This is a genomic window from Hypericibacter sp. (assembly GCF_050729195.1).
Classification (GTDB): domain Bacteria; phylum Pseudomonadota; class Alphaproteobacteria; order Dongiales; family Dongiaceae; genus Hypericibacter.
In genome coordinates this window covers 1-24,541 of the sequence record NZ_JBOHKS010000249.1, presented here as the reverse complement: position 1 = coordinate 24,541, position 24,541 = coordinate 1, and the positions used below count along the sequence as shown (strand labels likewise).

The window sequence follows — 24,541 nt, the reverse complement described above, 5'->3', positions numbered from 1 at the left end:
CGGCCTTCTTCGTTGACGCTCGACTCAGGCGGTCTTCGCCTCGGTCAGGCCCAGCTCCTCCGTCATCTTCTGCCGCATGATGAACTTCTGGATCTTGCCGGTGACGGTCATCGGGAAGGCGTCGACGAAGCGGATATGCTGGGGAATCTTGTAATGCGCGATCTGTCCCTTGCAGAACGCGACGACCTCATGATCCGTCAGTTTTTCTCCGCTCTTGACCCGGATCCAGGCGCAGAGTTGTTCGCCGAATTTGGGATCGGGGATGCCGAAGACCTGGACGTCGCTGATCTTGGGATGGGCGTAGAGGAACTCCTCGACCTCGCGCGGATAGATGTTCTCGCCGCCGCGGATGACCATGTCCTTGATGCGGCCGACGATGTTGCAATAGCCCTCGGCATCGATGGTCGCCAGGTCGCCGGTATGCATCCAATGCGCGGCGTCGATCGATTCCGCGGTGCGGGCCTCGTCGTCCCAATAGCCGCGCATCACGGAATAACCGCGCGTCAGGAGCTCGCCAGGCTTGCCCGGGGGCAGGATCCGCTCCTCCAGGTCGACGACCTTGACCTCAAGATGCGGATGGATCCGGCCCACGGTCGAGACGCGCCGCTCGATCGGATCCTCGACCGAGCTCTGGAAGCTCACCGGGCTGGTCTCGGTCATGCCATAGGCGATGGTGAGCTCGCGCAAATGCAGCTTGGTGGTGCAGCGTTTCATCACCTCGACCGGACAGGGGCTGCCCGCCATGATTCCGGTCCGCAGGCTCGAGACGTCATATTTCGCGAAATCGGAATGATCGAGCACGGCGATGAACATGGTCGGCACGCCATGGAGCCCGGTGCAGCGTTCCTCGGACACCGTCTGCAGCACCGCCAGCGGATCGAAGCCCTCGCCCGGGATCACCATGCAGGACCCATGCGTAACGCAGGCGAGATTGCCCAGCACCATGCCGAAGCAGTGATAGAACGGCACCGGGATGCAGAGCCGGTCCTGATCGGTCAGCCGCATCGCCTCGCCGATGAAGAAGCCGTTGTTGAGAATATTGTGGTGCGTCAGCGTGGCGCCCTTGGGATTGCCCGTGGTGCCGCTGGTGAACTGGATGTTGATCGGATCGTCGAACTGCAATTCCGTGGCGAGGCTGGCCAGGCGCTCGCGCGAGGCGGGTGTGGCCGCCGCCGCGATGTCGGCGAAGTTGGCCATGCCGGCGCTCTTCTCCGTGCCGAGACGGAACACCCATTGCAGAGACGGAACGGCCGCTACCTCGAGCGCACCCGGTTTCGCCTGATCGAGTTCCGGGCAGGTCTCGCGGATCATGGCGAGATAGTCGCTGGTCTTGAAGGAAGCGGCGAGAATAAGGCCGCGGCAGCCCACCTTGTTCAGCGCATATTTGAGCTCATGCAGCCGATAGGCCGGGTTGATGTTGACGAGGATCAGCCCCGCCTTGGCGGTGGCGAACTGAGTCAGTACCCATTCCGAGTTGTTGGGCGACCAGATGCCGATCCGCTCGCCGGGCGCGAAGCCCAGCGCGATCAGTCCGGCCGCCATCGCATCGACCTTCTGGTTGAGCTCGCGATAGCTCCAGCGCACCTTCTGCTGACGCACCACCAGAGCCGGACGATCGGGCATGCGCGCGGCGATGCGGTCGAGATGTACGCCGATCGTGTCGCCGATCAGCGGCACGGTGCTGGCGCCATTCACATAGCTCTGAGTCAATCCAGCCATGTCGTCCCCCTGATGGTCCGATGCGGCGGCGCGGGTTGGTCCCACGCTCGGGAAAGACCGGCCTTCGGGGCCGGCTTCCGCCTCCCCCTAAGATATTCTTCTTCGGGCCCTTAGAAAGGATCGATTTTCTCAAGGGCAATCATGAGTTTGTCTGTAAGCCTCCGTACCGCCAGGGCTGCGGCTGGTGGTTCCTCGACAGCACCCGCCGCTTTCGCGAGGTCTTCCCATGATGCATCTCGACATCGCCCTCCTGGCTCTCGGCGACCAGTACAAAGAAGAGGGCCAGTATGATCGGGTGCGTTCGGACATGGAGGCGATGCTCTGGTCCGACGAGCCCTCCCTGAGCAGCGGCTTGGCGCTCGTGGCCGCCGTCGTTCTCGCCAGCGTGCTTTGGGCCATCGGCTCGGTCTGACGTCGCTATGCTGCAAAACGATTACCGTTTCACTTCCGCTCCACATTCCGCGCACAGTTTCGCCTGCGGCGCACGGAGCGGCTTCCCGCATGCCCCACAGGGTGGGCCAAATCGCGCGAGCCTATGATGCCAAAGAGCGTCGAGATTGGTTTCACGAAAACCTGTAATCTCAAAGTAGCGATTTGGGGCACCGGCGTCGAAAATGTGCTTGGGGACTCGATGAAGAGGCGCATCGTGTATGCGACGATACTCCTTCACATTCTCAAGCCCTCTCCGCAGAAGCTTGGATACTTCTTGCCATTCCGGCTCTTCAAGCATCGGAATGTCGGCTCTGCATCGCCAGCAATAGAGTGTCTTCGCCATGAAGACGGCTCGCATATTTGAGGCGGCGGCAGCAATCGCCGGGCAGACGCCTTGATCTGGTCTGTCAGCTCAGATTGACGATCACGGCCGCGTAGTGGCAGACGGCGGCGCTCAGCACCAGCGCGTGCCAAATCGCGTTCTGGAAGCGCAGGCCCCGCCAGAGATGGAACGCGACGCCCGCCGTATAGAGCAAGCCACCCACCGCGATCAGGATGAGGACGGCGGGATGGAGCGTCGAGAGCAGCGGCTCCAGCGCCACCAGCACCACCCAGCCCAGCGCCAGATAGAGCACCACCGCGAAACGGTCGATGCGCCGGGGAACCGTCAGCTTGGCGAAGGCGCCCAGGATCGCCCCGCCCCAGACGACAGCCGCGAGCCAGATCGACCAGGCGCCGTCGAGGCGGCCCAGCGTGAAGGGCGAATAGGTGCCGGCGATCATCAGGAAGATCGCGGCGTGATCCATCCGGCGCAGAAGCTCGCGCCGGGGCGAAGCGAAGGAGAGGTTGTAAATGGCGGAGCAGACCAGCGTCGCGATCAGCCCGATCACATAGAGAACCGTGGCGATCAAGCCGGGGAGGCTCGCGGTCTCGGCGGCGAAGGTCAGGAGCAGCGCGCCGCCGATGAGGCCAAAAGCCACGCCGATCGCATGGATGATGCGATCGGCGCTGACTTCGGCGGTGTCATAGTGGCGTTCCATGCTCCCGATCTTGCGGGAGCGGCCGCCGCCTGTCCATGGCGGCGGTCAGGCTCAGTCTATCGGTCAGTCGCCGACGGCGGTGCGGCCGTGGTTGGGCTGATAGCTCGGTCGGCCCGGGCGGCGATTCTTGCCACCGGCGGGACGCGCGGACCGAGGACCGGCGCGACCTTCGCCATGACCGCGGCCTTCCTTCTGGGCGCGCCCATCGCTGTGACCACGGCCGTCCGTGCGGGCACGGGCGTCGGCGTGAGGACGGGTGTCGCCATGGCCGCGACCGTCATTGCGGTTGCGGTTGTCGCCGTGATTGCGGTTGTCGGTATGACCGCGCGACGGCTGGCCGTGACCGCGGCCCTGATGGCCCCGGGTTTCGCCATCGACGCGCGCCATCACCTCATGCGAACCGGCCGGCACCTTGCCGCGACGGTCGGTGACCGGCAGGGTCTGGCGCGTGAGCCGCTCGATGTCGCGCAGATAGCCGCGCTCCTCATGATCGCAGAAGGAGATCGCGATGCCGGCAGCACCGGCACGCGCGGTGCGGCCGATGCGATGCACATAGGCTTCGGCCACTTCCGGCAGATCGAAATTCACCACATGGGTGATGCCGTCGACATCGATGCCGCGCGCGGCGATGTCGGTCGCGACCAGGATGCGGGTGCGGCCCTGGCGGAAGCTGAGGAGCGCGCGCTCGCGCTGGCTCTGGCTCTTATTGCCATGGATGGCAGCCGCAGGAATGCCGGCTGCCTCCAGACGCTCCGTGACGCGATCGGCGCCGCGCTTGGTGCGGGTGAAGACGAGCGTGCGGGCGAACTCCGGCTTCGACAGCAGCTCGATCAGCAGCGCCGGCTTGGCGGGCCGCTCGACGAGGTAAACCTGCTGGCTCACCTTCTCCGCGGTGGTCGCCACGGGCGCGACGGCCACGCTGGCGGGATCGCGCAGCATGTCCTTCGCCAGCGAACCGATGGCCTGAGGCATGGTCGCGGAGAAGAACAGGGTCTGGCGTTCCTTCGGCATGCGGCGAAGGATCTTGCGGATCGGCTCGAGGAAGCCGAGGTCGAGCATATGATCGGCCTCGTCCAGAACCAGGACTTCCGCGCCGTCGAGACGGGCGGCGCCGGTGCCGAGATGGTCGTTCAGCCGGCCCGGGGTGGCGACGAGCACATCGACGCCGCGCGCGAGCGCACGGATCTGCGGGCTCGGCTTCACGCCGCCGACGACGACCGCGACCGAGAAGCGGAAATGACGGCCATAGGTCTCGAAGCTGTCGGCGATCTGGGCCGCGAGCTCACGGGTGGGCGCCAGCACCAGCACGCGGCAGCCGCGCTGCGGCGGCGCCTTCCGGTTCTGGGCCAGGCGATGGAGGATCGGGAGGGCGAACGCCGCCGTCTTGCCGGTGCCCGTCTGGGCGATGCCGAGCAGGTCGCGGCCCTGCATGACGAAGGGAATGGTCTGTGCCTGGATCGGGGTCGGCACGGTATAGCCTTCCTGGGCAACAGCGCGCAGGAGGGGCTCGGCCAAGCCGAGCGAAGCAAAATCAGTCAATTGGGACTCTTTCTTACAGGGGCGGCGTTCCGGCCCCACGCTTACTCAAAAGCGGGCAACCGCAGGGGGCCACGATCTACGTGGAGAAACACCCCGCGTTCTGGGCATGTCTTGATGAAGTCGGTCAAAACGCTCAACAGACAGAGACGGATGACATCTCTTGACGCGGCTGGAGCGCTAAATCCGGGAGACCGGATGCGGGCTTCTCCCATAATCCGGTAGGGATTGTCAAACTTTCCCGGTGGTTAGCTCATGAGCGCTTTCAGCATGGCGGCGCTCTCCACTGCCCAGAGGCACCATTATATTGTTTTAATACAGCTAATTAGACGACGCTTCGGGCGCCCAATGCCGCACCCTCCCGGAAGCGCGAAAAGCGGAAGCCGGCGATATCGAGCGAAGTTTTGCCCTTCGCCGCCAGCTCCGCCATCAGCCGCCCGACGATCGGTCCCATGCCGAATCCATGGCCGCTGAGGCCGGTGGCGACGAGGAGTCCCCTCACCGGCTCGACCCCGCCCAGGACCGGAATGGCATCGGGCGTGGCATCGATATTGCCGGCCCAGCTCCGCACCACCGAGACCGGCCCCAGATTCGGGAACACGGTCTTGAGCCCCGCCAGCGCATTGGCAACCCGATCCGGGTTGGCCGGCGGATCCATGATGCGGGTGGCGCGGAAGGGATTCCGGCCGGCTTCCGAGAGCGGCAGCTCCGACCAGAGGCTTTTCAGGAAGGTCGGCCCGAAATGCAGGTCGAACAGGCCGCGGTTCTCGCGGAAGTTCGCCCAGAAGGCACGGCCATGGCGCAGCGTGTCGGGGACGATGTCGTAATCGGTGCCGGTGCCGGCCGCGATGTTGAAGCTGCCATCGCTGCGCTGGCGGAAGGCGACCTCCGGTCCCCAGACTCCCGTCGCCGTCACCTTGGGCGCCGGCGTGGTGCGGGCGACGGTGCCGCGGATCAGGAGCTGCGGCAGCGACAGGCCCAGGCCGCGCAGCAACCGCGAGCTCCAGGCGCCCGCCGCGCAGATGACGACCGGTGCCTTGAGCTCGCCGCGCTCGGTGCGAACGCCGGTGACGGCACCGCCAGCGGTTACGATCTCGTCGACGGCGCAGCCGGTCTTGATCTCGGCGCCGAGCCGGCGCGCGGCCTGTGCGAAGGCCGGCGCCACGACCGCCGGCTCGGCCTGCCCGTCGCTCGGGGTGTAGAGCCCGCCGACCCACTGACCTTCGATGCCGGGAATGAGCTCGCGGATCTGCTTATTGGTCAGGATGCGGCTGTCGAGCTGATAGAGCCGCGCGACCTCGAGCCAGCCCTCCATGGCGGTGAGCCGCTTCGCGTCCGCGGCCATCGCCAGATTGCCGCCCTGACGCCAATGGAGGTCGGTGCCGAGCTCGGCCGAGAGGCCCTGCCACATCCGATTGCATTCGATCATCAGCGGCACTTCGAAGGGATCGCGGCCTTGCTGGCGCACAAAGCCCCAATTGCGGCTCGACTGCTCGCCGGCGATCTCGCCCTTCTCGCAGAGGATCGGCTTCAGGCCGGCTTTGGCGAGGTAATAGGCGGTCGCGGCACCCGCGATGCCGCCGCCCACGATGATCGCATCCGCATTCTGATTCATTCCGATCCCAGTCCCACCGACCACATTCTATCTATCTCCCCTCAAGGGGGGAGGTGGATGTTTAAGCGATCACCAGCGGCGAATCCCCCGCCCCCACCAGCATGCGGGGGCCCGATTCCGTCAGCGCGTAGGTGCCGCCCTGCACGATGCCGATTCCTTCCTCCACCAACTCCAGGCAGGAGTGAAGCACGAAGACCATGCCGGTCTCGAACTTGCGGTCGAAGCCGCGGCTGATCTGCAGGGTCTCGAGCCAGATCGGCGGGTAGGCGATGCCGATGCCATAGCCGAAACGCATCATCGCCGTATGTTCGAGCCCATGCTTGCGCAAGGGCACCAGCGAGGCCTCCTCGGCCGCCGAGACCGGCACGCCCGGCTTCACCGCGGCGATGCCGGCGCGCAAGGATTGCAGGCCGATCTCATAAAGCTCCTTGGCGCGCGGACCCGGATCGCCCAGCGACAGGGTCTGCAGGGCCGTCGTGTGATAACGGTTCGAGACGCCGGCGAACTCGATATGGACCAGGTCGCCCGGCTCGATCGGCTTCTCACGCGGCGCGCCATGACCGCCCGGCGTGCGCTTACCGCTCGCGAGCTCGGTCGGGATCGCCCAATAGTCGCTGCCGGCATGGCGCAGCGCGCCCTCGATCGCGGCGGCGAGCCCGATCTCGGTGACGCCGGGCTTCAGCGCCTGGCGCGCGGCCTTGAGGCCGATATTGGTGAATGTCGCGGCCTGCTCGATGTACCGCATCTCGCGCGCCGACTTCGCCAACCGCAGATCGCCCAAGGTCACCGTCGCATCGACCAGCTGGATCGGCGCCGTGGCGGCGGCGAGCTCCCGGCCCAGCGAGTAAGGCAACGCATAGGATTGCAGCTCGATCGCGACGCGACCGTCGGTGACCCCCTTCTCCTCGAGGATGCCGGCGACGCGCGCGGCGAAATTCTCGGTATGGAGATGATAGGTCCGAATGTCCCGGACCCAGCTCGTCTCCAGCGCCAGGGAGAGATCGACATTGCGCAGGATCAGGGTGGGCTCGGTCTCGTCGGCGGTGAAGATCAGCGCCTGCGGGCTGTTGACACTGACCCAGGATTCGTAGCCGCCGAGATAATAGAGGTTCTCGGGCGCCACCACGATGCAGCAGGCATATTTCTGCTCGCGCATCAGCGCGCGGGCGCGCGCCATGCGGCCGTCATGTTCTTCCTTCGAAAACGCCGCGAATTCCTGAGCCACGCCAATCCTCCGATGCCAAGCAGGGCGGCGATCATCCTCGCTCGCCCCATCCGATAGGTGAATGAAAATCCCCGAGCCCGCCGGTCAGGCCCGCTGCCCTGCCCGCTGCGGCTTGGAAAGCTCCTGGATCAGGATCGCCGCGGCCACCAGGATCGAAAGCGCGATCAGCATGGTCGAGATCGCGGCGATGGTCGGGCTGACCTGGTCGCGCAGCGAGGTGAACATCTTGCGGGTCAGGGTCGAGGATTCGCCGCGCGAGATGAAGAGCGCGATGACCACCTCGTCGAACGAGGTGACCCAGGCGAAGAGCGCGCCCGACAACACGGAAATCCGGATCTGCGGTAGGGTCACGGTGAAGAAGGCGACCCAGCGGTTGGCGCCCAGGCTGCGCGCGACCATCTCCTGGCTCATCTCGTAACGGCGCAGGCCCGCCGTCACCGTCACGATGACGAACGGAATGGCCAACACCGTATGGGCCAGCACCAGCCCGGTCATGGTGTTGATCAGGCCGAGCTTGGCGAAGACATAGAAGAGGCCGATGGCGACGATGATGACCGGCACGATCAGCGGCACCACGAGCGCGGCGCGCAGGACCTTGGTCCAGGGACCGGCCACGACATGGAGGCCATAGGCGGCGGCCGTGCCGAGCGGTGTCGCGACCAGCACGGTGAAGAAGGCCGCGCGGATCGAGACCCAGGCGGCATCCATCCATTCGGAGCTCTCGAAGAAGCTCTGATACCAGCGCAAGGAGAGTGCCGGCGGCGGGAACTCCAGATGCTCCGAGGGGGTGAAGGACATCGGCACGACGATCAGGATCGGCACCACCAGGAACAGCAGCACCAGCCCGGCATAGACATAGAGCCAGGCGCGCTGCCAATGCGAGACGTCGCGATCGATGCCGCTGCTCATCGGGCCTCCGCCGAGAGACGCTCGGCCGGCAGGAAGCGGCCGATGACATAGAAGATGCAGAGCGTCACGACCAGCAGCACGACACCCAGCGCCGAGGCAGCCCCCCAATTGAAGTAGGTCGTGGCGTTCTCCAGGATCTTCATCGCCACCATATTGACCCGGCCCCCGCCCAGCACCTGCGGCACGATGTAGAAGCCGAGGCAATAGATGAAGACCAGGAGGCTGCCGGCGAAGAGCCCCGGCAGGGTCAGCGGCGCGAAGACCGTCCAGAAGGCGGCGCGCGGGCTCGCTCCCAGGCTCATCGCCGCGCGCGGCAGCAGGGGATCGATGCTCTTCATCGAGGCATAGAGCGGCAGCACCAGGAAGGGCAGCATGATATGGACCATGCCGATGACCGCGCCGGTGAAATTATAGACCAGCGCCAAAGGCTGATCGATCAGGCCCAGCTTGATGAGCATCGTGTTGATCAGGCCGTTGCGCTGCAACAGCACGAGCCAGGCATAGGTGCGCACCAAGAGCGAGGTCCAGAAGGGCAGCAGCACCAGCGCCAGCCCGATCAGCGCCGCGCGGCGCGAGAGTTGCGACAACAAATAAGCCAGGGGATAGCCCAGCAGGATCGTCACCAGCGTGACGATCGCGCTCAGCAGGAAGGTCGTCTGGAAGATCTTGTAATAAGCGGTGTTGTCGATGAGGCGCGCATAGTTCGCGACGGTGACGCCAGTCTGGTCGAAGAAGGAGAGCCAAAACAGCCAGCCGACCGGAATGAAGATGACCAGCGCCACGACCATCATGGCGGGCGAGGACAGCAGCAGCAGCCGGCGCCGTTCGCTGCGGGCGTCGGACGCCAGTGCCGCGGCCCCGACCGCCATCGTCACGGCCGATCCTCCGGCACCACCAGCGTGTCTTCCAGATGCACGCCGAGGATTACGGCATCGCCATTGGCCGGCAGCTGATTCAGGCTGCTGCGGTCGCTGGCTTTGCGCAGATTGACCAGCGTGCCGCCTTCGAGCTGGATCGAGACCAGCACGCTGTCGCCCTGATAGACCACCTCGCGCACGCGGCCCGGAAAGCGGTTCCAGTCGCCACCGGTCGTCCCCAGCAGGAGATCGAGCTTCTCGGGCCGCAGCACCAGATAGAGCGGCCGCGAACGATCGGCGATCTTTACGCCCTGCAGCCGGCAGCCGGCGTACCAAGCGGCCCCCTCTCGCAGCTCGACCGGCAATAGCACCGCCTCGCCGATGAACTCGGCGACGAAACGGCTGGCCGGCGCCTCGTAGAGCTCACGCGGCTTGTCGATCTGGGCGATGCGCCCCTGATTGATGACGGCGATCCGGTCCGACATGGTCAGCGCTTCGCGCTGATCGTGGGTAACATAGATCGTGGTGACGCCGAGCTTCTCATGCAGATGCCGGATCTCGATCTGCATATGCTCGCGCAGCTTCTTGTCGAGCGCCGAAAGCGGCTCGTCCATCAGCAGGATCTTCGGCTCGAACACGATGGCGCGCGCGAGCGCCACGCGCTGGCGTTGGCCGCCGGAAAGGCTGTCGATCGATCGCTCCAGCATCGAGCCGAGCTGCACGAGATCGAGCGCGCGGCGGACGCGCTCCGCGGTCTCGGCCTTGCCCACGCGGCGCAACCGCAGCGGATAGCCGACATTGGCCGCGACGTTCATATGCGGGAACAGGGCGTAGTTCTGGAACACCACGCCGATATTGCGCTTGTGCGGCGGGCGGCGGGTGACGTCCTCGCCATCGAAGGCGATGCTGCCGGAGGTCGGGCGGCTGAAGCCGGCCAAGGCCATCAACAGGGTTGATTTGCCGGAGCCGGACGGCCCCAGCAGCGTCAGGAATTCGCCGCTGCGCACATCCAGGTCGACCGCATCGAGGGCGCGGAAGGCGCCATAGACCTTGGAGAGCTGGCGGATCTGGATCGGCACGCCCGCCCGCAGATCGGCGCCTATCCTCTCGCCGGTGGCGCTGCGCTCGAGCGCGGGATCGATATCGGTCGTCATCGTCATGCGGCAAGGCACCCGGACTTTAGAAAGAAACCTCCGGCCGGATCGAAACCCGGCCGGAGGTGCCAGTTCTCAGGTTGAGGCACGTCCAGTCTGAAAGTCTACTCGTTCATGAAGGCGCTCCAGCGCTCGCGCGCCTCGGCACCATGCTCGCCCCACCAGTCGCCGTGGAACACCACCTGCTTCTTGGCGTTATCGGGACCGGTATTGAGGCGCGCCGCGACGTCGGGCGTGATCTTACCGGTATCGAAGGCCTTGGCGTTGGCCGGGCCGTAATCGATATAGGTCGGCAGATTGGCCTGGATGTCGGGCGAGAGCGCCGCCGCCAGGGCCTTCATCGCGAGGTCCTTGTTCTTGGCGCCCTTCGGGATCACGAGGCAGTCGGCAATCAGGAGACCCTGGTTGAAGGTGAAGTCCACCTTGGCACCCTGGGCCTGCGCCGCCGTCACGCGGCCGCTCCAGGCGCCGATCATGTCGACCTCGCCGTCGGTCAAGAGCTGCGCCGACTGCGCGCCCGACGACCACCAGACGGAAATGTACGGCTTGATCTTCTCGAGGCTCTTGAAGGCGCGATCGAGATCGAGTGGATAGAGCTTGTCGGGCGCCACGCCGTCGGCGAGGAGGGCCGCTTCCAGCACCTCCGCCGGATCGTTGCGCAGCGAACGGCGACCCGGGAACTTCTCGACGTTCCAGAAATCGGCCCAGCTCTGCGGACCGTCCTTGCCGAACTTCTCCGTGCTCCAGGCGACGACGTTCGAATAGTAGTTCTGGCCCATATAGCTGGCATTGACGACAGCGGGATCAAAGCCAGATTTGTCCACCACATTGAAGTCGATGGGCTCGAACAGGCCTTCGGCAGCGCCCTGGGCGCAGCCATCGATGGTGAGCTCGGTAATGTCCCACTGCACCGCATTGGCCAGCACCTGGGCGCGTACATCGGCGAGACCGTTGGTGTTGTCCTCTTTCACGGTGATGCCGAGCTTCTGGCCGACCGGACCCCAGATCGCCTTGGAGAGCGCGTCCTGATAATTGCCGCCCCAGGACGCGATGGTGATGGTGTCGGCGGCCTGCGCCGCGGTCAGCGGCAGCAACAGCAATGCGCCGGCGAGCGCCGCCGAGCCCCAGCTCAATCCGCGCTTGATGTCATGGCGAGCGGCCATGTCGATAACGCCCGAAAACATTCGGTCTCCTCCCATAGAGCTCATTTGGATGTCAGCGGATCTGAGACGACCCGCCGAATTTGTTGCCTTACAATCCGACCCTATCGCGCCCAAAAAGCGCGTCAAGTTTTAGATTGTCACGCGACATATCAGGCGACGCTGGCCCCCCAGATCTTGGCCAGCACGCGCAGATAATTGCCGCCCAGGAACGCCTCGATCTGCGCCGGCTTCCAGCCATGATCGAACAACGCCGCCGTGATCGCTGGAATCTCGTTGGGAATGCTGCATTCGGCGAGATAGCGGGTGCGCACATCGTTGCCGAAGGCGGCGGCATATTTGGAGATCGCGGCCGGATAGCGGTCGAGCGTCATCTGGATGATGCTGCCGACCGAGGCCAGGTCGCGCACGGCGGGGAAGTCGGTGCCGAGCGCCACATGGTCATGGCCGACCAGCCCGACGATGTGATCGAGATGGCGCAGGAAATCGCGCAAGGCCGGACGATGCGTGGGATCGCCGTCCCAGCACATCGGGCCATAGACGCTGGCGCCGATCAGCCCGCCGGTCGCGGCCACCGCCTTGATCACCGCATCGATCTTGTTGCGCGGCACGTTCGAGACGGCCTTGGCATTGGCATGGGTGAGCAGCACGGGCTTGGTGCTGATCGCGGCGGCCTCGAGGCAGGCCCGCTCGCCCACATGGCTCAGATCGACGGCGATGCCAAGCGCGTTCATCTCGGCGACCGCCTTGCGGCCCAGCAGGCTGAGGCCGCCATCATTGGGCTCGAGGCAGCCATCGCCCATGAAATTGCGTTCGTTGTAGGTGAGCTGCATCACGCGCACGCCCAGCCGGTGGAACAGCCGCAGGCGTTTCAGATTATCGGCGATGGCGCGCATGTTCTGCCAGCCCATGATCAGGCCGATCTGGCCGGCCTGGCGCGCGGCCTGGAAATCCGACACCTGGCGAATGATCCGCCATTCGGAATTGGGTTGCTCGCAGCGATGAAGCCATTCGGCGATCTGGTCGCAGGCTTCCTCGAAATCGGCATTGAGGCCGCTGACCGTCACATTGACGGCATTGACCCCGCCAGCCTTGAGCGCGTCGGTGCTGCCATCGCACTGGAAGTTGAGCCCGTCGATGACGAACGCCTTCTCATGCAGCGCCGCCGCCTCTTTGGGATCGCTCATGCCAGCTCCTTCGCGCGCGCCGACGAGCGGTTCTTGAAGTGCGGCATGACATGGGCCGCGAAGCGCTCGATCGAGCCCATCACATCGGCATGGTTGGCGCCGAAGTTCATATTGACCTGGATGTCGTGGATGCCGAGATCGGCATAATGGCCGAGCTTGTCGACGCATTCCTGCGGCGAGCCGATGATCAGGCTCTTGCGGATGTCGTCGAGGGTCTCCGGCACCGCGATCGGCTCGATGGCGCCGTTATGGACGGTGCCGGGCGTGGTGAAGACATTCACGAAGCGCTGATGGTTCTCGAAGGCCAGGCGCAGCTTCGCCTGCGTGTCGGCCTCGTTCTTGGTGACGAAGCCCATGCGCAGCATGGAGAGACGCTGCTTGCCGCCGGGCGGCAGTGCCGCGAAGAACGCGTCCGACTGCATCTTCACCGCCGAGAAGGGATCGCGCAGCGGCGTGGTCATGACATGGAAGCCGCGCTTGACGCAGCCCTGGATGGCGCCTTCGGCCAGGGCCGCGATCCAGATCGGCGGATAGGGCCGCTGGACCGGACGCGGCGTGATGGTGATCGGGTCGAACTTGTAATATTTGCTGTTCCAGCCGACCTCTTCCTCGGTCAGCAGTTTGATCAGCAGATTGAGCGCGTCGTCGAAACGCTCGCGGCTCTCCTCGACCGGCACGTTGAAGCGATCGAATTCGTAGCGGAAGGCGCCGCGGCCGACGCCGAGCTGGATGCGGCCATGCGTCAGGCAGTCGGCCTGCGCGATCTCGCCCGCCAGACGGCGGATGTCGTAGAAGGGCAGCACCAGGACCGCCGAGATGATCGGGATCTTCTTCGTGGCGCACGCCACCCGGACCGCCGTCAGCAACGGGCTGGGATGAGTCAGGTAATTGATGAAATGATGCTCGGGGATCGTGAGCGAGATATAGCCGAGATCCTCGGCGAGCTTCGCCTCCTCGATCGTCTCGTCATACATTGTCTGCGCCGGAAAGCTGGTATCCGGCCAATAGCAGGGCAGGTAGAACCCGAAATCCATTGCCAATCGCTCCTGAAATCACCCGGATGCACGCGGCCGAAGCCAACACCTTGCGAGGCGCACCAGGGGAACTTGTCCTGTTTTCTGGGATAGCTTGACGAATTGAACCGCGTCAATTCATATATTGTCCTGCTACAGAAGAGGGGAGTCGCAGAGTGACCGAATGGAAGCCTGACATCGCCAGCCGCCGCGGACGCCGCTATCTCGCCATCGCCGACGCGCTGGCCGACGACATCAAGAATGGCCTGGTGCGGCCGGGCGATCGGCTGCCAACCCATCGCGAATTGGCCTACCAGATGGGACTCTCCGTCAGCACCGTCAGCAAGGCCTATGCCGAGGCCGTCCGCCGGCAGTTGATCCTGAGCGAGGTCGGGCGTGGCACCTTCGTCATGCCGAATGCCTGGACTGATCTGTCGCGCATCGGCGTCGACAGCCGCCAGATCGAGCGGGTCGACATGGCCTTCAACTGCCCGGTCCCGACGCCGATGCTGATCGAGGCCATGTCGGGTGCGCTCAAGATGATCTCGAGCAGCGACCGCATCGACGAGCTGATGCATTACCACCGGCCCTGGATCGGACTGCCGGCGCATCGCGCCGCGGCCGCGAGCTGGATCGAGAAGCGGGGCATGCGGACCTCGCCGGAGAATATTCTCATCACCAACGGCGCCCAGCACGCGCACGCCATCATCCTCGCCTCCCTGCTCGAGCCCAACCAGATCGTGGCGACGGACGAACTGACCGATCCCGGCATCAAGTTCCTGACCGCCAACCGCAGCCTGCAGCTGAAGGGGCTGGCGATGGATCGGGACGGCATGCTCCCGGATGCGCTCGAAGCCGCCTGCCGCACCATGAAGGTGAAGGCCCTCATCACCGTTCCCAACCATCACAGCCCGACGCTGACCATCATGCCGGTGGAACGGCGCAAGGCCATCGCCGAGGTCGCGATCCGCTACGGCGTGACCATCATCGAGGACGACGTCTACGGGCCCTTCATCGAGAACCCGCCCCCGGCCCTGTCGAGCTTCGCGCCGGATCAGAGCTTCTATTTCACCAGCCTCTCGAAATGCATCTCGGCCGGATTGCGCATCGGTTTCCTCGCCGCGCCGCCCGGCCGCGTCGAGGAGCTGATCCCGGGGCTCGGCGCCACCACCTGGATGGTGTCGATGGTGCCGGCCGAGATCGCGACGCTCTGGATCCGAGACGGCAGTGCCGAGCGCCTGGTGGCATGGCAGCGCCAGGAGCTGGCCCGGCGTCAGAAGCTGGCGCGCCAGATCCTGACGGGCTTCGAGTATCGTTCCTTGCCGAGTTCGCTCCATATCTGGCTGCCCCTGCCCGATACCTGGCGCGCCGAAGGCTTCGTCGCGCAGGCGCGTTCGCGCGGCCTGGCGGTGACGCCGGCGGAGGCCTTCGTCGTCGGCCATGTCGCCTCGCCCCAGGCGATCCGCATCAGCCTCGGCGGTGCAACGCCCTCGCGCACCGAGCTGCAGCGCGGGCTCGAGATCGTCGCCGACCTGCTGCGCGAGCGGCCGGCCGCCACCTATCTCGTGCTTTAGTGCCCCCAAGACACGCATGATCCCTTGCGTGAGCCCCGATCGATCTGGAGATGTGAGTTGATCTACGAACTGCGTCAGTATGTCCCCGCTCCCGGCAAGGCCGAGGCCCTCACTCGCCGCTTCCGCGAGAATACGCTTCCCCTCTTCCGCAAGCTGAAATTCAAGGTCGTCGATTTCTGGGAGACGACCGATGGCAAGGGCGAGCTCTGGTATGTGGTGGAGTGGCCGGACGAAGCCACGATGAAGACCGCCTGGGACGATTTCCGGGCCAATCCCGAATGGATCGCCACGAAGAAGGTGACCGAGGCCGATGGTCCGCTGGTTGCCTCGCTCCAGGCCCACACGCTGCGCCGCGCCAGCTATTTCAAACCCTGACCCGCCTGACACCCCGCAAGTCCGCAGGAAATCACGGCTTAAAAACCCCGCATTCCGTGGGGACGGGCCGATTTATTGCACCGAGACAACCCCTTGAGAGTGGATCGCAGCCCATCCGAGCGGCTTCGCTTTTTGCCTCCGATCTCCTAATCTAGGGCCACCGGCTTGCCCCCGTCCCAAGGGCGGCGCGCCGATCGAGAGAGGTTTCAACAAAATGGATCGACGCCATGCGATATGAAACGCCAGGTACTATCGACTCCGCGGTAGCGCTCTTGGCCCAGGAAAAAGGCCGCGCCTATCTTCTGGCCGGCGGGACGGACCTGCTGGTCCGTTTGCGCGGCGGCTATATCGAGCCCGACCTCGTGGTCGACGTGAAGCGCATCGACAGCATGCGCAAGATCACCGCCGAGGGCGGTGGGTTCCGGATCGGCGCCGCGGTGCCGGCCGCCGAACTGGGCGAGCATCCGGGCGTCAAGAAGCTGTGGCCCGGCGTGGTCGAGGCGGTCGAGTTGATCGGCTCGAAGCAGGTCCAGGGCCGCGCCACCATGGTCGGCAATCTCTGCAACGCCTCGCCGGCGGCCGACAGCGTGCCGGCGATGGTCGCGGCCGGGGCGATCGCCTCGATCGTGGGCCCGCAGGGCAAACGCAATGTTCCGGTCGAAGAGATCTCGACCTCCCCCGGCAAGACCACGCTGGCCAAGGGCGAGATCGTGGAATCGATCCTGCTGGCGGCGCGTCCGGCTCATTCGGGCGACGCCTATCTGCGCTTCATCCCCCGCACCGAGATGGACATCGCCGTCGTTGGCGCCGGTGTCAGCATCACGCTCGACGACAAGGGCGTCTGCAAGACAGCGCGCGTTGCGCTGGGTGCCGTGGCGGAGCGTGTGTTGCTGGTCGGGCCGGCCGCCGATGCCCTCATCGGCAGCAAGCTCGACGAAGCGGCCCTGGACAAGCTGGCGGCGGCGGCTTCCGCGGCCTGCCGGCCGATCGACGACAAGCGCGGGACCAAAGAGTTCCGCATCAAGGTTGCCGGCGTGCTCGCGCGCCGGGCGGCCCTTATTGCGCTCGAGCGCGCGAGGAAATCCTGATGAGTCAAGTTCACGTCACCACCAAGATCAACGGCGATACCACCGAATATCTCTGCGAGGCGGACGAGACGCTGCTCGACGTGCTGCGCAACCGCCTGGGCCTGACCGGCGCCAAGGAAGGTTGCGGCACGGGCGATTGCGGCGCCTGCAGCGTCACCCTCGACGGGCGTCTGGTCTGCTCCTGCCTGGTGCTGGGCGCCGAGGTGAATGGCCGCGAGGTCCGCACCATCGAAGGCATGGCCCATGGCGAGACGCTGCATCCGCTGCAGCGCAAGTTCATCGAGCATGCAGCCCTGCAGTGCGGCATCTGCACACCAGGCTTCCTGGTCGCGGCCAAGGCTTTGCTGGAAAAGAACCCGGATCCGACCGAGACCGAAATCCGCTACTGGCTCGCCGGCAATCTCTGCCGGTGCACCGGTTACGACAAAATCGTGCGCGCGGTTCAGGACGCCGCCGCCGAAATGCGAAAGGGTTGAACCATGCCCCTCGATAGCAAGACTGGCGCTCCCGCCTTCAAAGTCGTCGGCACCCGCCCGGACCGTCCGGACGGCATCGACAAGGTCACCGGCCGCGCCCGCTTCGGCGCCGACATGTCGGCCCCCGGCATGCTGGTCGGCCGCATCTTGCGCAGCCCGCATGCCCATGCGCGCATCCGCAAGATCGACACCGCCAAGGCCGAAGCCCTGCCCGGCGTGAAGGCGGTCGTGACCCGCGCCGATTTCAAGGAACAGAATGGCGATCTGGCCGACATCCTCGACAATGTGATGGCCGGCAAGAAGGCGCTCTATGACGGCCATGCCGTCGCGGGCGTCGCCGCCGTCAGCGCCTCCGTCGCCCGGCAGGCGCTGGCACTGATCCATGTCGATTATGAGATCTTGCCGCACGTCACCGATGTGGACGAGGCGATGAAGCCAGGCGCTCCCCTGCTCCATGAGGGCATGATCACAGCCGGCGTCGAGCCGGCGCCGACCAAGCCCTCCAACGTCACCCGCCGTCACGAGTTCGGCCATGGCGATGTCGAGAAGGGCTTCAAGAAGGCCGATATCGTCATCGAGCGTGAGTTCAAGACCGAAGCGACGCATCAGGGCTATATCGAGCCCCATGCCTGCCTCGCGACCCTGAGCGGCGACGGCGTTGGCGACCTCTGGGTCTGCACGCAAGGGCATTTCATGATCAGGGCGGCCTGCGCCGGCCTGCTCGGCCTCGACATCTCGAAGCTGCGCGTCACGGCCTCCGAGATCGGCGGCGGCTTCGGCGGCAAGACCACGGTCTTCATCGAACCGGTAGCGCTCGCGCTCTCACGCAAGGCCAACCGGCCGGTCAAGGTCGTGATGAGCCGCGACGAGGTGTTCCGCGCTTCCGGTCCGACATCGAGCTCCTCCATGCGCGTCAAGGTCGGCGTCACGAAGGATGGCCGCATCACCGCGGCCGATGGCGAGTTCCGCTATCAGGGCGGCGCCTATGCCGGCTCGCCGGTCGAGTTCGGCGCCATGTCGGCCTTCGCCTGCTACGATCTGGAGAATGTGCGCGCCGTCGGCCTCGACGTCGTGACCAACCGCCCGAAGCAGGCGGCCTATCGCGCGCCCGGTGCACCGATCTCGGCCTTCGCGGTCGAGAGCATCATGGACGAGCTGGCCCGCAAGCTGAACATGGACCCGATCGAATTCCGCATCAAGAATGCGGCGAAGCAAGGCACCAAGTCTTCCTATGGTCCGACCTTCGGCAAGATCGGTCTCGGTGCCACGCTCGAGGCGGCCAAGTCGCATCCGCATTGGAAGGCGCCCTTGAAGGCGGGCCAGGGTCGCGGCATGGCCTGCGGCTTCTGGTTCAATTTCGGCGGCCAGACCTGCGTGTCGCTCAACATCAACACCGACGGCACCTGCACGCTGGCGGTGGGCACACCCGATATCGGCGGCTCGCGCGCCTCGATGAGCCTGATGGCCGCCGAGGAGCTGGGCATTGCCTATGACGCGGTGCGGACCATCGTCGCCGACACCTCGTCGCTGGGTTATAACGACGTGACCGATGGCAGCCGCACAACCTTCGCCACCGGCATGGCGACGATCTATGCGGCACGCGATGCGATCAAGAAGCTCTGCGGGCGCGCCGCGCAGATCTGGGGCATCCCGGAAGACGCGGTCACCTGGGAGAACGGCTATGCGAGGCCCTCCGGCGCCAATGCCGGCGGCTTCGAGCCGCTCTCGCTGGCCGACATCGCCAAATCCTCGGGCAACACCGGTGGACCGATCGCGGGTCATACCGAGTTCAACGCCGAGGGTGCGGGTGTCAGCTTCGCCACGCATCTGGTCGACGCCGAGGTCGACAAGGAAACCGGCCGCACCATGATCACGCGCTACACCGTGGTCCAGGATGCCGGCAAGGCGGTCCATCCGAGCTATGTCGAAGGGCAGTTCCAGGGCGGTGCCGTGCAAGGCATCGGCTGGGCGCTCAACGAGGAATATATCTATGGCAAGGATGGCCGGCTGCAGAATGCGGGCTTCCTCGATTACCGCATCCCGGTGGCGTCGGACCTGCCGATGATCGACACCAAGATCGTCGAGGTGCCGAACGAAGGTCATCCCTATGGCGTGCGGGGCGTCGGCGAGACGTCGATCGTGCCGCCGCTGGCGGCCGTCTCCAACGCGGTCTCGGCCGCGGCAGGCGTGCGTCTCACGCATCTGCCGATGTCGCCGCCGCGCATCCTGAAGGCGATCGACGCGTTGGCGGCCAAGGGCCGTTGATGGTCCAGGTCGTGCTTTGGGGGTCGCTCAAGCGGGCGGCCCATGGCAAATCCGAGGTCGAGGTCGAGGCTGCCGATATCCGGCAGCTCCTGGCCCGCCTCGGAGAAGCCTATCCCGACCTCAAGCCGCAGCTCGATCGCGGCGTGTCGATCTCCATCGACGGCCTGATCTATACCAACAACTGGTTTCAGCCGATCCGCCCCACCAGCGAGGTGGTGCTGCTGCCGAAGCTGGCGGGCGGATAAGGGCGAGAACGATCGCCGAAGACCAAAATGCAAAACGGCGCCGTCACGGGCGCCGTTTTCTTTTCACTGGAATCTCGCCGTCAGAAGCTCTGTTCCGAAACCAGCCTCCCGGTCTCGTCGAACCACTGATAGAGCCCGGCGCGCTTGCCGCCGGCATAGTGACCTACCTCTCGCGCCTTGCCGTTGGGCCAGAAGCTCCGATAGTCGCCGTCGAGGCGGCCCTCGAAATAGCTGCTCTCGATATAGAGCCGGCCGTCGTCGAACCAGACCAGACAGCGGCCATGGAGCAGGCCGCGCTGGAACTCCGCCATGCCGATCTGGACGCCCGTGCTCGACCAGATCCGCCGCGTGCCGTGCGGCTTGCCGCCGACCATCTCGGTCTCTTCGACGGTCTGTGCGGCGGCGTCGACGCGGCGGAGGATTTCGACGTTGGGGTTGGAGGTCATGGATGCATCAACCGTTGCACTTCAAACGTGAATCCATCTCCCCGCTTTCGCGGGGATGACAGCTGGGGTGCACTCGTCCCCTCAATAATCCATCCGCCAGTCCAGTCCCACCTGACTACTCGTGGCGCCGACGCTGCTGTAGCCGGTGAGGCCGCGGGTGATGTCGACCTCTACCCGGGCGCTGCTGGTGTCGGCGGTGGTGCCCTGGCTCACACCGACGAAGACGCCGGGTGCGATGTATTTGCCACCGCTTACCGTGGGTCCGGCATCGTCGCCGCTGCTGCTGCCGCCATTGGAGCGATGCGGCGGAGGGGCTGCGGGATTGCTGGACGCGCTGCCGAAGTCGAGCCGGTCGAGCCCGACGCCTTCGCGCAGGCGATCGAGGATGCCAGGGCCGCCATTGGCGAGGTTATTCGCGGCCAGTGCCAGCTGCGCGCCTTGCGCCGGCGTGATCCGGCTGGTCTCTTCGCCGAACAGCACCCGGGACAGGATCTCGTCCTGCGGCAGGGTCGGGCGCGAGCTCAACACCAGATTGGGCGCCGTCGGGCTTCCGGTCAGCGCCACCTGGGCCACGATATCGTTCGCGCTGTATTCGGCCTGCACATCCAGGCGCGGCTCGGTGACCCGGCCGGTCGGGAAGGTGATCACGCCGCGCCGGATGACGAAGCTCTTGCCCAAGAAGTCCATGGTGCCGCGCACCGTCTGCAGGCGCCCTCCCATCACGGGCGCGTTGCTGTCGCCATTGACCTTGATCCGGCCACGCCACTCACTCTCGAGCCCATGACCGCGCAGGAAGGATTGACCCGGGATCGAGACCGTTACGTCGAGGGCCACGCGCAGGCCCGGTTTGGGTTCTGCGGCGCGGCGCCTCGCATCGGCCAGCTTTTGCGCCGTCGCATGCGGGTCGCGGCTGTCGATGACGATGACGTCGAGCGTCTGGACGCTGGGCGGCAGCTTGTCCGGGATGCGGAACTCGCCGCGCGGGACGGTGATATTGGCCGTGAGCAGGGGTGCCGCGACACTGCCGCCAAGAGAGACATCGCCGTTCGCCGTGACTCGCGCCGTGTCGGTGTTGGCCGCGCGCAGGTTCGACAGCGTGGCCTTCAGATCGAGCAGCGGTGCCGGCAAAGCGGCGAGATCGATGGTCCCGCCGGCCGAGAGACTGCCGCCAAGCCCGTCCTTCGCGGAAAATTGGGTCAGCGTCAGATGCGTCTGATCGCCTTCCAAGGTCGCGTTGATGTCCCGGAGCTCGGTGCCATAGGCCTGGTTGAGATAATGCCCGTTGCTCAGGCTCACCTGTCCACCGGCTTCCGGTGCCGCGCGCGTGCCCGCAACGGTCAGGGCGACGGTGTAATGGCCCGTGAGCCGATCCTCGCCCAAGGCCAGAAGCTCGACCAGGCCTTGAAGCTCTCCGTCCCCATCGAGCTTGAGCATCATCGGCTGATGCGCGGGAATCATGTCGGCGGGCGACGCCGCGGCCAGGTCGAGCGGCAGATGTCCCGTGACGGTCAGGAGCTTCGCGCTGGGCATGGAGGCCTGACCGTCGATCGCGACCTGACCCGCGCTCGGAACCAGCGACAGATCGAAATCGAGGGGAGGAATGCTCGAGGCATCGGCATCGGTGATCTTGATGGCGTTGCCGGCGATCGTCACCTTGCCCCCCGGCGCCGCCAGGGAGCCCTCGAGATCGGCATCGACATCGAGCGTGCCGGTCAAGGGCCGCGCCAGGAAATGCCCCGCGACCTCGAGCGGCAGCTTCTGGCCCGTGAGCTTGAGCATGATGCGATTCTTGCCCAGCGTCGCGTCGCCGCCGATGCGGCCACCGGCCAGATCGAGATCGAGGCCGAGGAGACGCGTCTCGACCACGCCCATGGCCAGCGTCACGGGCTGCAGCAGCTTCGCTTCGTCCTGGTCGAGCTTGCCGGAGAAACGCGACAGGGTGATCGACTGGCCGTCCTTGCCTTCCGACCAGTCGCCCGCCAGATCGAGCGTCAGGGGCAGCCGGCGCTCCTGGTCGCCCTCGGCCTTCAGCATCATCTCGCCGCCGGCCTGCCCGTCGAAGCCGATCTCGCTGTCCGACTTCACGTCAGCATCGAGATGCGCCTGATCGAAGCGGAGGTTGCGAGCGCCGATGCCGGTGACCTCCAGCGTGACCGTGCCCGCGGGATCGTTCATGACGTTCCGGCCATGACCTTCGATATTGAGCTGCGAGAGCGACACCGCATCCTCCGAGGCGCCGATCTTGATGTGGTTCCCCGTGACGTTGACGTCCGCGATCTGCCCATCGCGGGGCACCAGCGTGATCACTGTCTCGGCACTTCCCGACAGCGTCATGCCGGCGGCCGACGACCAGGGTTGAAGGTCAGGCAATGACCCGGCGAGCTTGCCGCTCGCGAGATCATGCTCCAGATCGTAATCGACATCGCCGGCCAGCTTCCCGCCGCCTGCCGTCAGCACCAGCTTTCGCAGATTGAGGAAGTTGCCGGGCGGCATGGCGAACCCGGTATCGAGCTTGCCCGGGACGCCCGCGAGATCGAACACCGCCGAGATCCGCCCGGAAAGCTCGTTCAGGTCGTCGACCGAGATCTGGGCCGTCACCTTGCGCACCGGCGCATATTCGATGTCGAGATTGCGGCCTTCCAGCACCGCCTGCATCGAGGGACGCTCGAGGCTGCCGCCGAGGTCGGCGGTCACGGTCGCATCGCCGCGGATCGAGATGCGGATGGCCGGCGTGAGCGGATCCAGCTTCGGCATCCGCATGACGATCCGGCCCGTGACAGCGTCGCTGTCCGGCGCATATTCGGCATTGCCGGTCAGGGAGGCGGCGACCGTGACCACATTGAGATCGGAAAGCGCGAGCTTGCCGTCGGACCGGCGCTCGGCCTTGGCCGCGATCGAGACCGTTCGACCGACGATGGCATCCGCCACCTGGATGCCGATGCTGAGATCCTCGGCGCCGCCCCTGATCGCCGCCGTGACATGGCCCTCGGCATCCGTCGTCACATCGGCGTCGACGGATAGCTTTCCATGCATCCGCGGAAATTTCACCAGATCGCCGAAGGCGGCGAGCTCGGCGACCTCGAGCGACAATGTGCCGGACGCGGCCTCGGGCGAGACCTGTCCCTTCGCGGCAAGATCGAGCCCGGCGCCCTTGGCGCTCAGATGATCGAGCGTGAAGCTCTGCTCACCCGGCGCGGCAAGACCGGCCAGCGACCAGTCGATGGCATTGCCAAGTCCCGCCGGCAGCGTCTGCCCGGCCTGGGTGATGCCCGCCACATGGCCCTGGGCGTCGATCTGCCAGGCGGTCTTCTCATCGTCGAGGGCGCCGTTCGGTTTCAACGCCAGCGAGACGTCGAGGTGGCCGACGCCAAACCCCTGGGCATCGATGCCATCGCCCGTCAGCGTGGCCTGCAACACCGGTTCCGCAGTGGTCCCGTCGATTTTGAGATCCACCTGCCCTCGCCCCGCAAGCGCCGTGCCCAGCAGGGTTTCCGCCACAGCGAGATCGGGCAGCTTCACCTGCGCTCCGCCAGTCACGGCCTGGCTCGCATTGTCGAGCCGGGCCGAGCCGGTGACGTCCAGCGCCGCCGCCGTCACGGTCAGATTGTCGAGCGTGACGACGTCCTCCACCAGCCCCGCATCGGCGGCAAAGGCGATCCGATCGCCCAGGAGCGGCTGCAGCGATTCCGGGGCCAGCCCATGCTGGGTCAGGCTGCCATCGAGACTCAGATGGAGGCCTTCATCCTGCTTCAGGCCCAGGTCGCTCTCGATCGAGAGAATCTCCCCGACATTGCCGGTAAGCTTGCCCTGCCAGGAGGACAGGGGGCCCGTGCCCGCGAGTGCCACCGTCAGCGGCTGCGGGGTTTCGCGACCCAGCAGCCGGGCCATCAGCAGCCCCGTGGGCTCGCTCACATCGAGCTTGAGATTGAGAACCGCGGGCTTGCCCGTGAGCGTCATGGCCAGGCGCGCCTGGCCGGGCGTGTCGTCGGTGCGGGCCAGATCCAGATGAAGATCGGCCTCCTCGCCACCCAGCGCGCCCTGGCCCGAGAAGGTCAGCACCGCCGGCTGTCCCAGCACCGGTTCGGCCAGGGCGACGCGGTCGATCGCGAGATGATCGAGCCTGACGGTCAGCGGCAGTTTCGGCAGCGAGAGATCGATCCCGGTCGAGGGCTTCGGGCTGGACGTCGTCTCGAGCGCTCGCGCGACCGTGACGGTCGACGCCGTG

At 65.8% G+C, this 24,541-nt stretch carries 20 protein-coding genes; 7 read left to right on the top strand and 13 right to left on the bottom strand.

What is annotated here, in order from left to right; genetic code table 11:
* Positions 1–24 precede the first annotated feature (24 nt).
* Positions 25–1,719: an AMP-binding protein gene (locus tag ACREE8_RS20145; RefSeq protein WP_431574802.1), complete on the bottom strand. Its 1,695-nt coding sequence runs from the start codon at positions 1,717–1,719 to the stop codon at positions 25–27.
* Positions 1,720–1,945: 226 nt separating this feature from the next.
* On the opposite strand from ACREE8_RS20145, the gene ACREE8_RS20140 reads away from it, so the two are divergent.
* A complete protein-coding gene (locus ACREE8_RS20140) occupies positions 1,946–2,131 on the top strand; it encodes a hypothetical protein (RefSeq protein ID WP_431574801.1) in 186 nt (61 codons plus the stop codon).
* Positions 2,132–2,558: 427 nt separating this feature from the next.
* Here the strand turns inward: ACREE8_RS20140 and trhA are convergent, their stop codons facing one another.
* The 10 genes from trhA to ACREE8_RS20090 form a co-directional block, all read right to left on the bottom strand.
* Complete coding sequence (gene trhA, locus ACREE8_RS20135; protein WP_431574800.1) at positions 2,559–3,191, bottom strand: PAQR family membrane homeostasis protein TrhA; 633 nt, start codon at positions 3,189–3,191, stop codon at positions 2,559–2,561.
* Between the two features lie 63 nt (positions 3,192–3,254).
* Positions 3,255–4,730 carry a DEAD/DEAH box helicase gene (locus tag ACREE8_RS20130; RefSeq protein ID WP_431574799.1) on the bottom strand — a complete coding sequence of 492 codons (1,476 nt, stop codon included), beginning with the start codon at positions 4,728–4,730 and terminating at the stop codon, positions 3,255–3,257.
* Positions 4,731–5,052: 322 nt separating this feature from the next.
* Entirely contained in the window at positions 5,053–6,342 is a 1,290-nt protein-coding gene (locus tag ACREE8_RS20125) for an NAD(P)/FAD-dependent oxidoreductase (RefSeq protein WP_431574798.1), read from the bottom strand.
* 61 nt (positions 6,343–6,403) lie between these two features.
* Positions 6,404–7,567: a M24 family metallopeptidase gene (locus ACREE8_RS20120; RefSeq protein WP_431574797.1), complete on the bottom strand. Its 1,164-nt coding sequence runs from the start codon at positions 7,565–7,567 to the stop codon at positions 6,404–6,406.
* 84 nt (positions 7,568–7,651) lie between these two features.
* On the bottom strand, positions 7,652–8,476 hold the full coding sequence (locus tag ACREE8_RS20115; protein ID WP_431574796.1) for an ABC transporter permease: 825 nt from the start codon (positions 8,474–8,476) through the stop codon (positions 7,652–7,654).
* Positions 8,473–9,351 (bottom strand): ABC transporter permease, encoded by an 879-nt coding sequence (locus ACREE8_RS20110; protein WP_431574795.1) that lies wholly within the window; start codon positions 9,349–9,351, stop codon positions 8,473–8,475. Before ACREE8_RS20110 ends, ACREE8_RS20115 begins: the two co-directional genes overlap by 4 nt.
* On the bottom strand, positions 9,348–10,493 hold the full coding sequence (locus ACREE8_RS20105) for an ABC transporter ATP-binding protein (RefSeq protein ID WP_431574794.1): 1,146 nt from the start codon (positions 10,491–10,493) through the stop codon (positions 9,348–9,350). Before ACREE8_RS20105 ends, ACREE8_RS20110 begins: the two co-directional genes overlap by 4 nt.
* A gap of 98 nt (positions 10,494–10,591) precedes the next feature.
* On the bottom strand, positions 10,592–11,671 hold the full coding sequence (locus ACREE8_RS20100; protein WP_431574793.1) for an ABC transporter substrate-binding protein: 1,080 nt from the start codon (positions 11,669–11,671) through the stop codon (positions 10,592–10,594).
* 128 nt (positions 11,672–11,799) lie between these two features.
* Positions 11,800–12,834, bottom strand: coding sequence for a dipeptidase (locus ACREE8_RS20095; protein ID WP_431574792.1), 1,035 nt, complete (start codon positions 12,832–12,834; stop codon positions 11,800–11,802).
* Positions 12,831–13,868 (bottom strand): LLM class flavin-dependent oxidoreductase, encoded by a 1,038-nt coding sequence (locus ACREE8_RS20090; RefSeq protein WP_431574791.1) that lies wholly within the window; start codon positions 13,866–13,868, stop codon positions 12,831–12,833. Before ACREE8_RS20090 ends, ACREE8_RS20095 begins: the two co-directional genes overlap by 4 nt.
* 155 nt (positions 13,869–14,023) lie before the next feature.
* Between ACREE8_RS20090 and ACREE8_RS20085 the strand changes: the two genes are divergently transcribed.
* From ACREE8_RS20085 to ACREE8_RS20060, 6 genes are all read left to right on the top strand, one after another.
* A complete protein-coding gene (locus ACREE8_RS20085; protein ID WP_431574790.1) occupies positions 14,024–15,421 on the top strand; it encodes a PLP-dependent aminotransferase family protein in 1,398 nt (465 codons plus the stop codon).
* 57 nt (positions 15,422–15,478) lie between these two features.
* On the top strand, positions 15,479–15,796 hold the full coding sequence (locus ACREE8_RS20080; protein WP_431574789.1) for an NIPSNAP family protein: 318 nt from the start codon (positions 15,479–15,481) through the stop codon (positions 15,794–15,796).
* A gap of 227 nt (positions 15,797–16,023) precedes the next feature.
* Positions 16,024–16,884 (top strand): FAD binding domain-containing protein, encoded by an 861-nt coding sequence (locus ACREE8_RS20075; protein WP_431574788.1) that lies wholly within the window; start codon positions 16,024–16,026, stop codon positions 16,882–16,884.
* Complete coding sequence (locus tag ACREE8_RS20070) at positions 16,884–17,360, top strand: (2Fe-2S)-binding protein (protein ID WP_431574787.1); 477 nt, start codon at positions 16,884–16,886, stop codon at positions 17,358–17,360. Before ACREE8_RS20075 ends, ACREE8_RS20070 begins: the two co-directional genes overlap by 1 nt.
* A 3-nt stretch (positions 17,361–17,363) precedes the next feature.
* Complete coding sequence (locus tag ACREE8_RS20065; protein ID WP_431574786.1) at positions 17,364–19,625, top strand: xanthine dehydrogenase family protein molybdopterin-binding subunit; 2,262 nt, start codon at positions 17,364–17,366, stop codon at positions 19,623–19,625.
* Positions 19,625–19,870 (top strand): MoaD/ThiS family protein, encoded by a 246-nt coding sequence (locus ACREE8_RS20060; RefSeq protein WP_151176860.1) that lies wholly within the window; start codon positions 19,625–19,627, stop codon positions 19,868–19,870. Before ACREE8_RS20065 ends, ACREE8_RS20060 begins: the two co-directional genes overlap by 1 nt.
* 80 nt (positions 19,871–19,950) lie before the next feature.
* Here ACREE8_RS20060 and ACREE8_RS20055 read toward each other — a convergent pair whose 3' ends face one another.
* Both ACREE8_RS20055 and ACREE8_RS20050 read right to left on the bottom strand, forming a co-directional pair.
* Positions 19,951–20,316 carry a toxin-antitoxin system YwqK family antitoxin gene (locus ACREE8_RS20055; RefSeq protein WP_431574785.1) on the bottom strand — a complete coding sequence of 122 codons (366 nt, stop codon included), beginning with the start codon at positions 20,314–20,316 and terminating at the stop codon, positions 19,951–19,953.
* Positions 20,317–20,397: 81 nt separating this feature from the next.
* A partial coding sequence (locus tag ACREE8_RS20050) for a translocation/assembly module TamB domain-containing protein (protein ID WP_431574784.1) occupies positions 20,398–24,541 on the bottom strand: 4,144 nt, incomplete at its 5' end.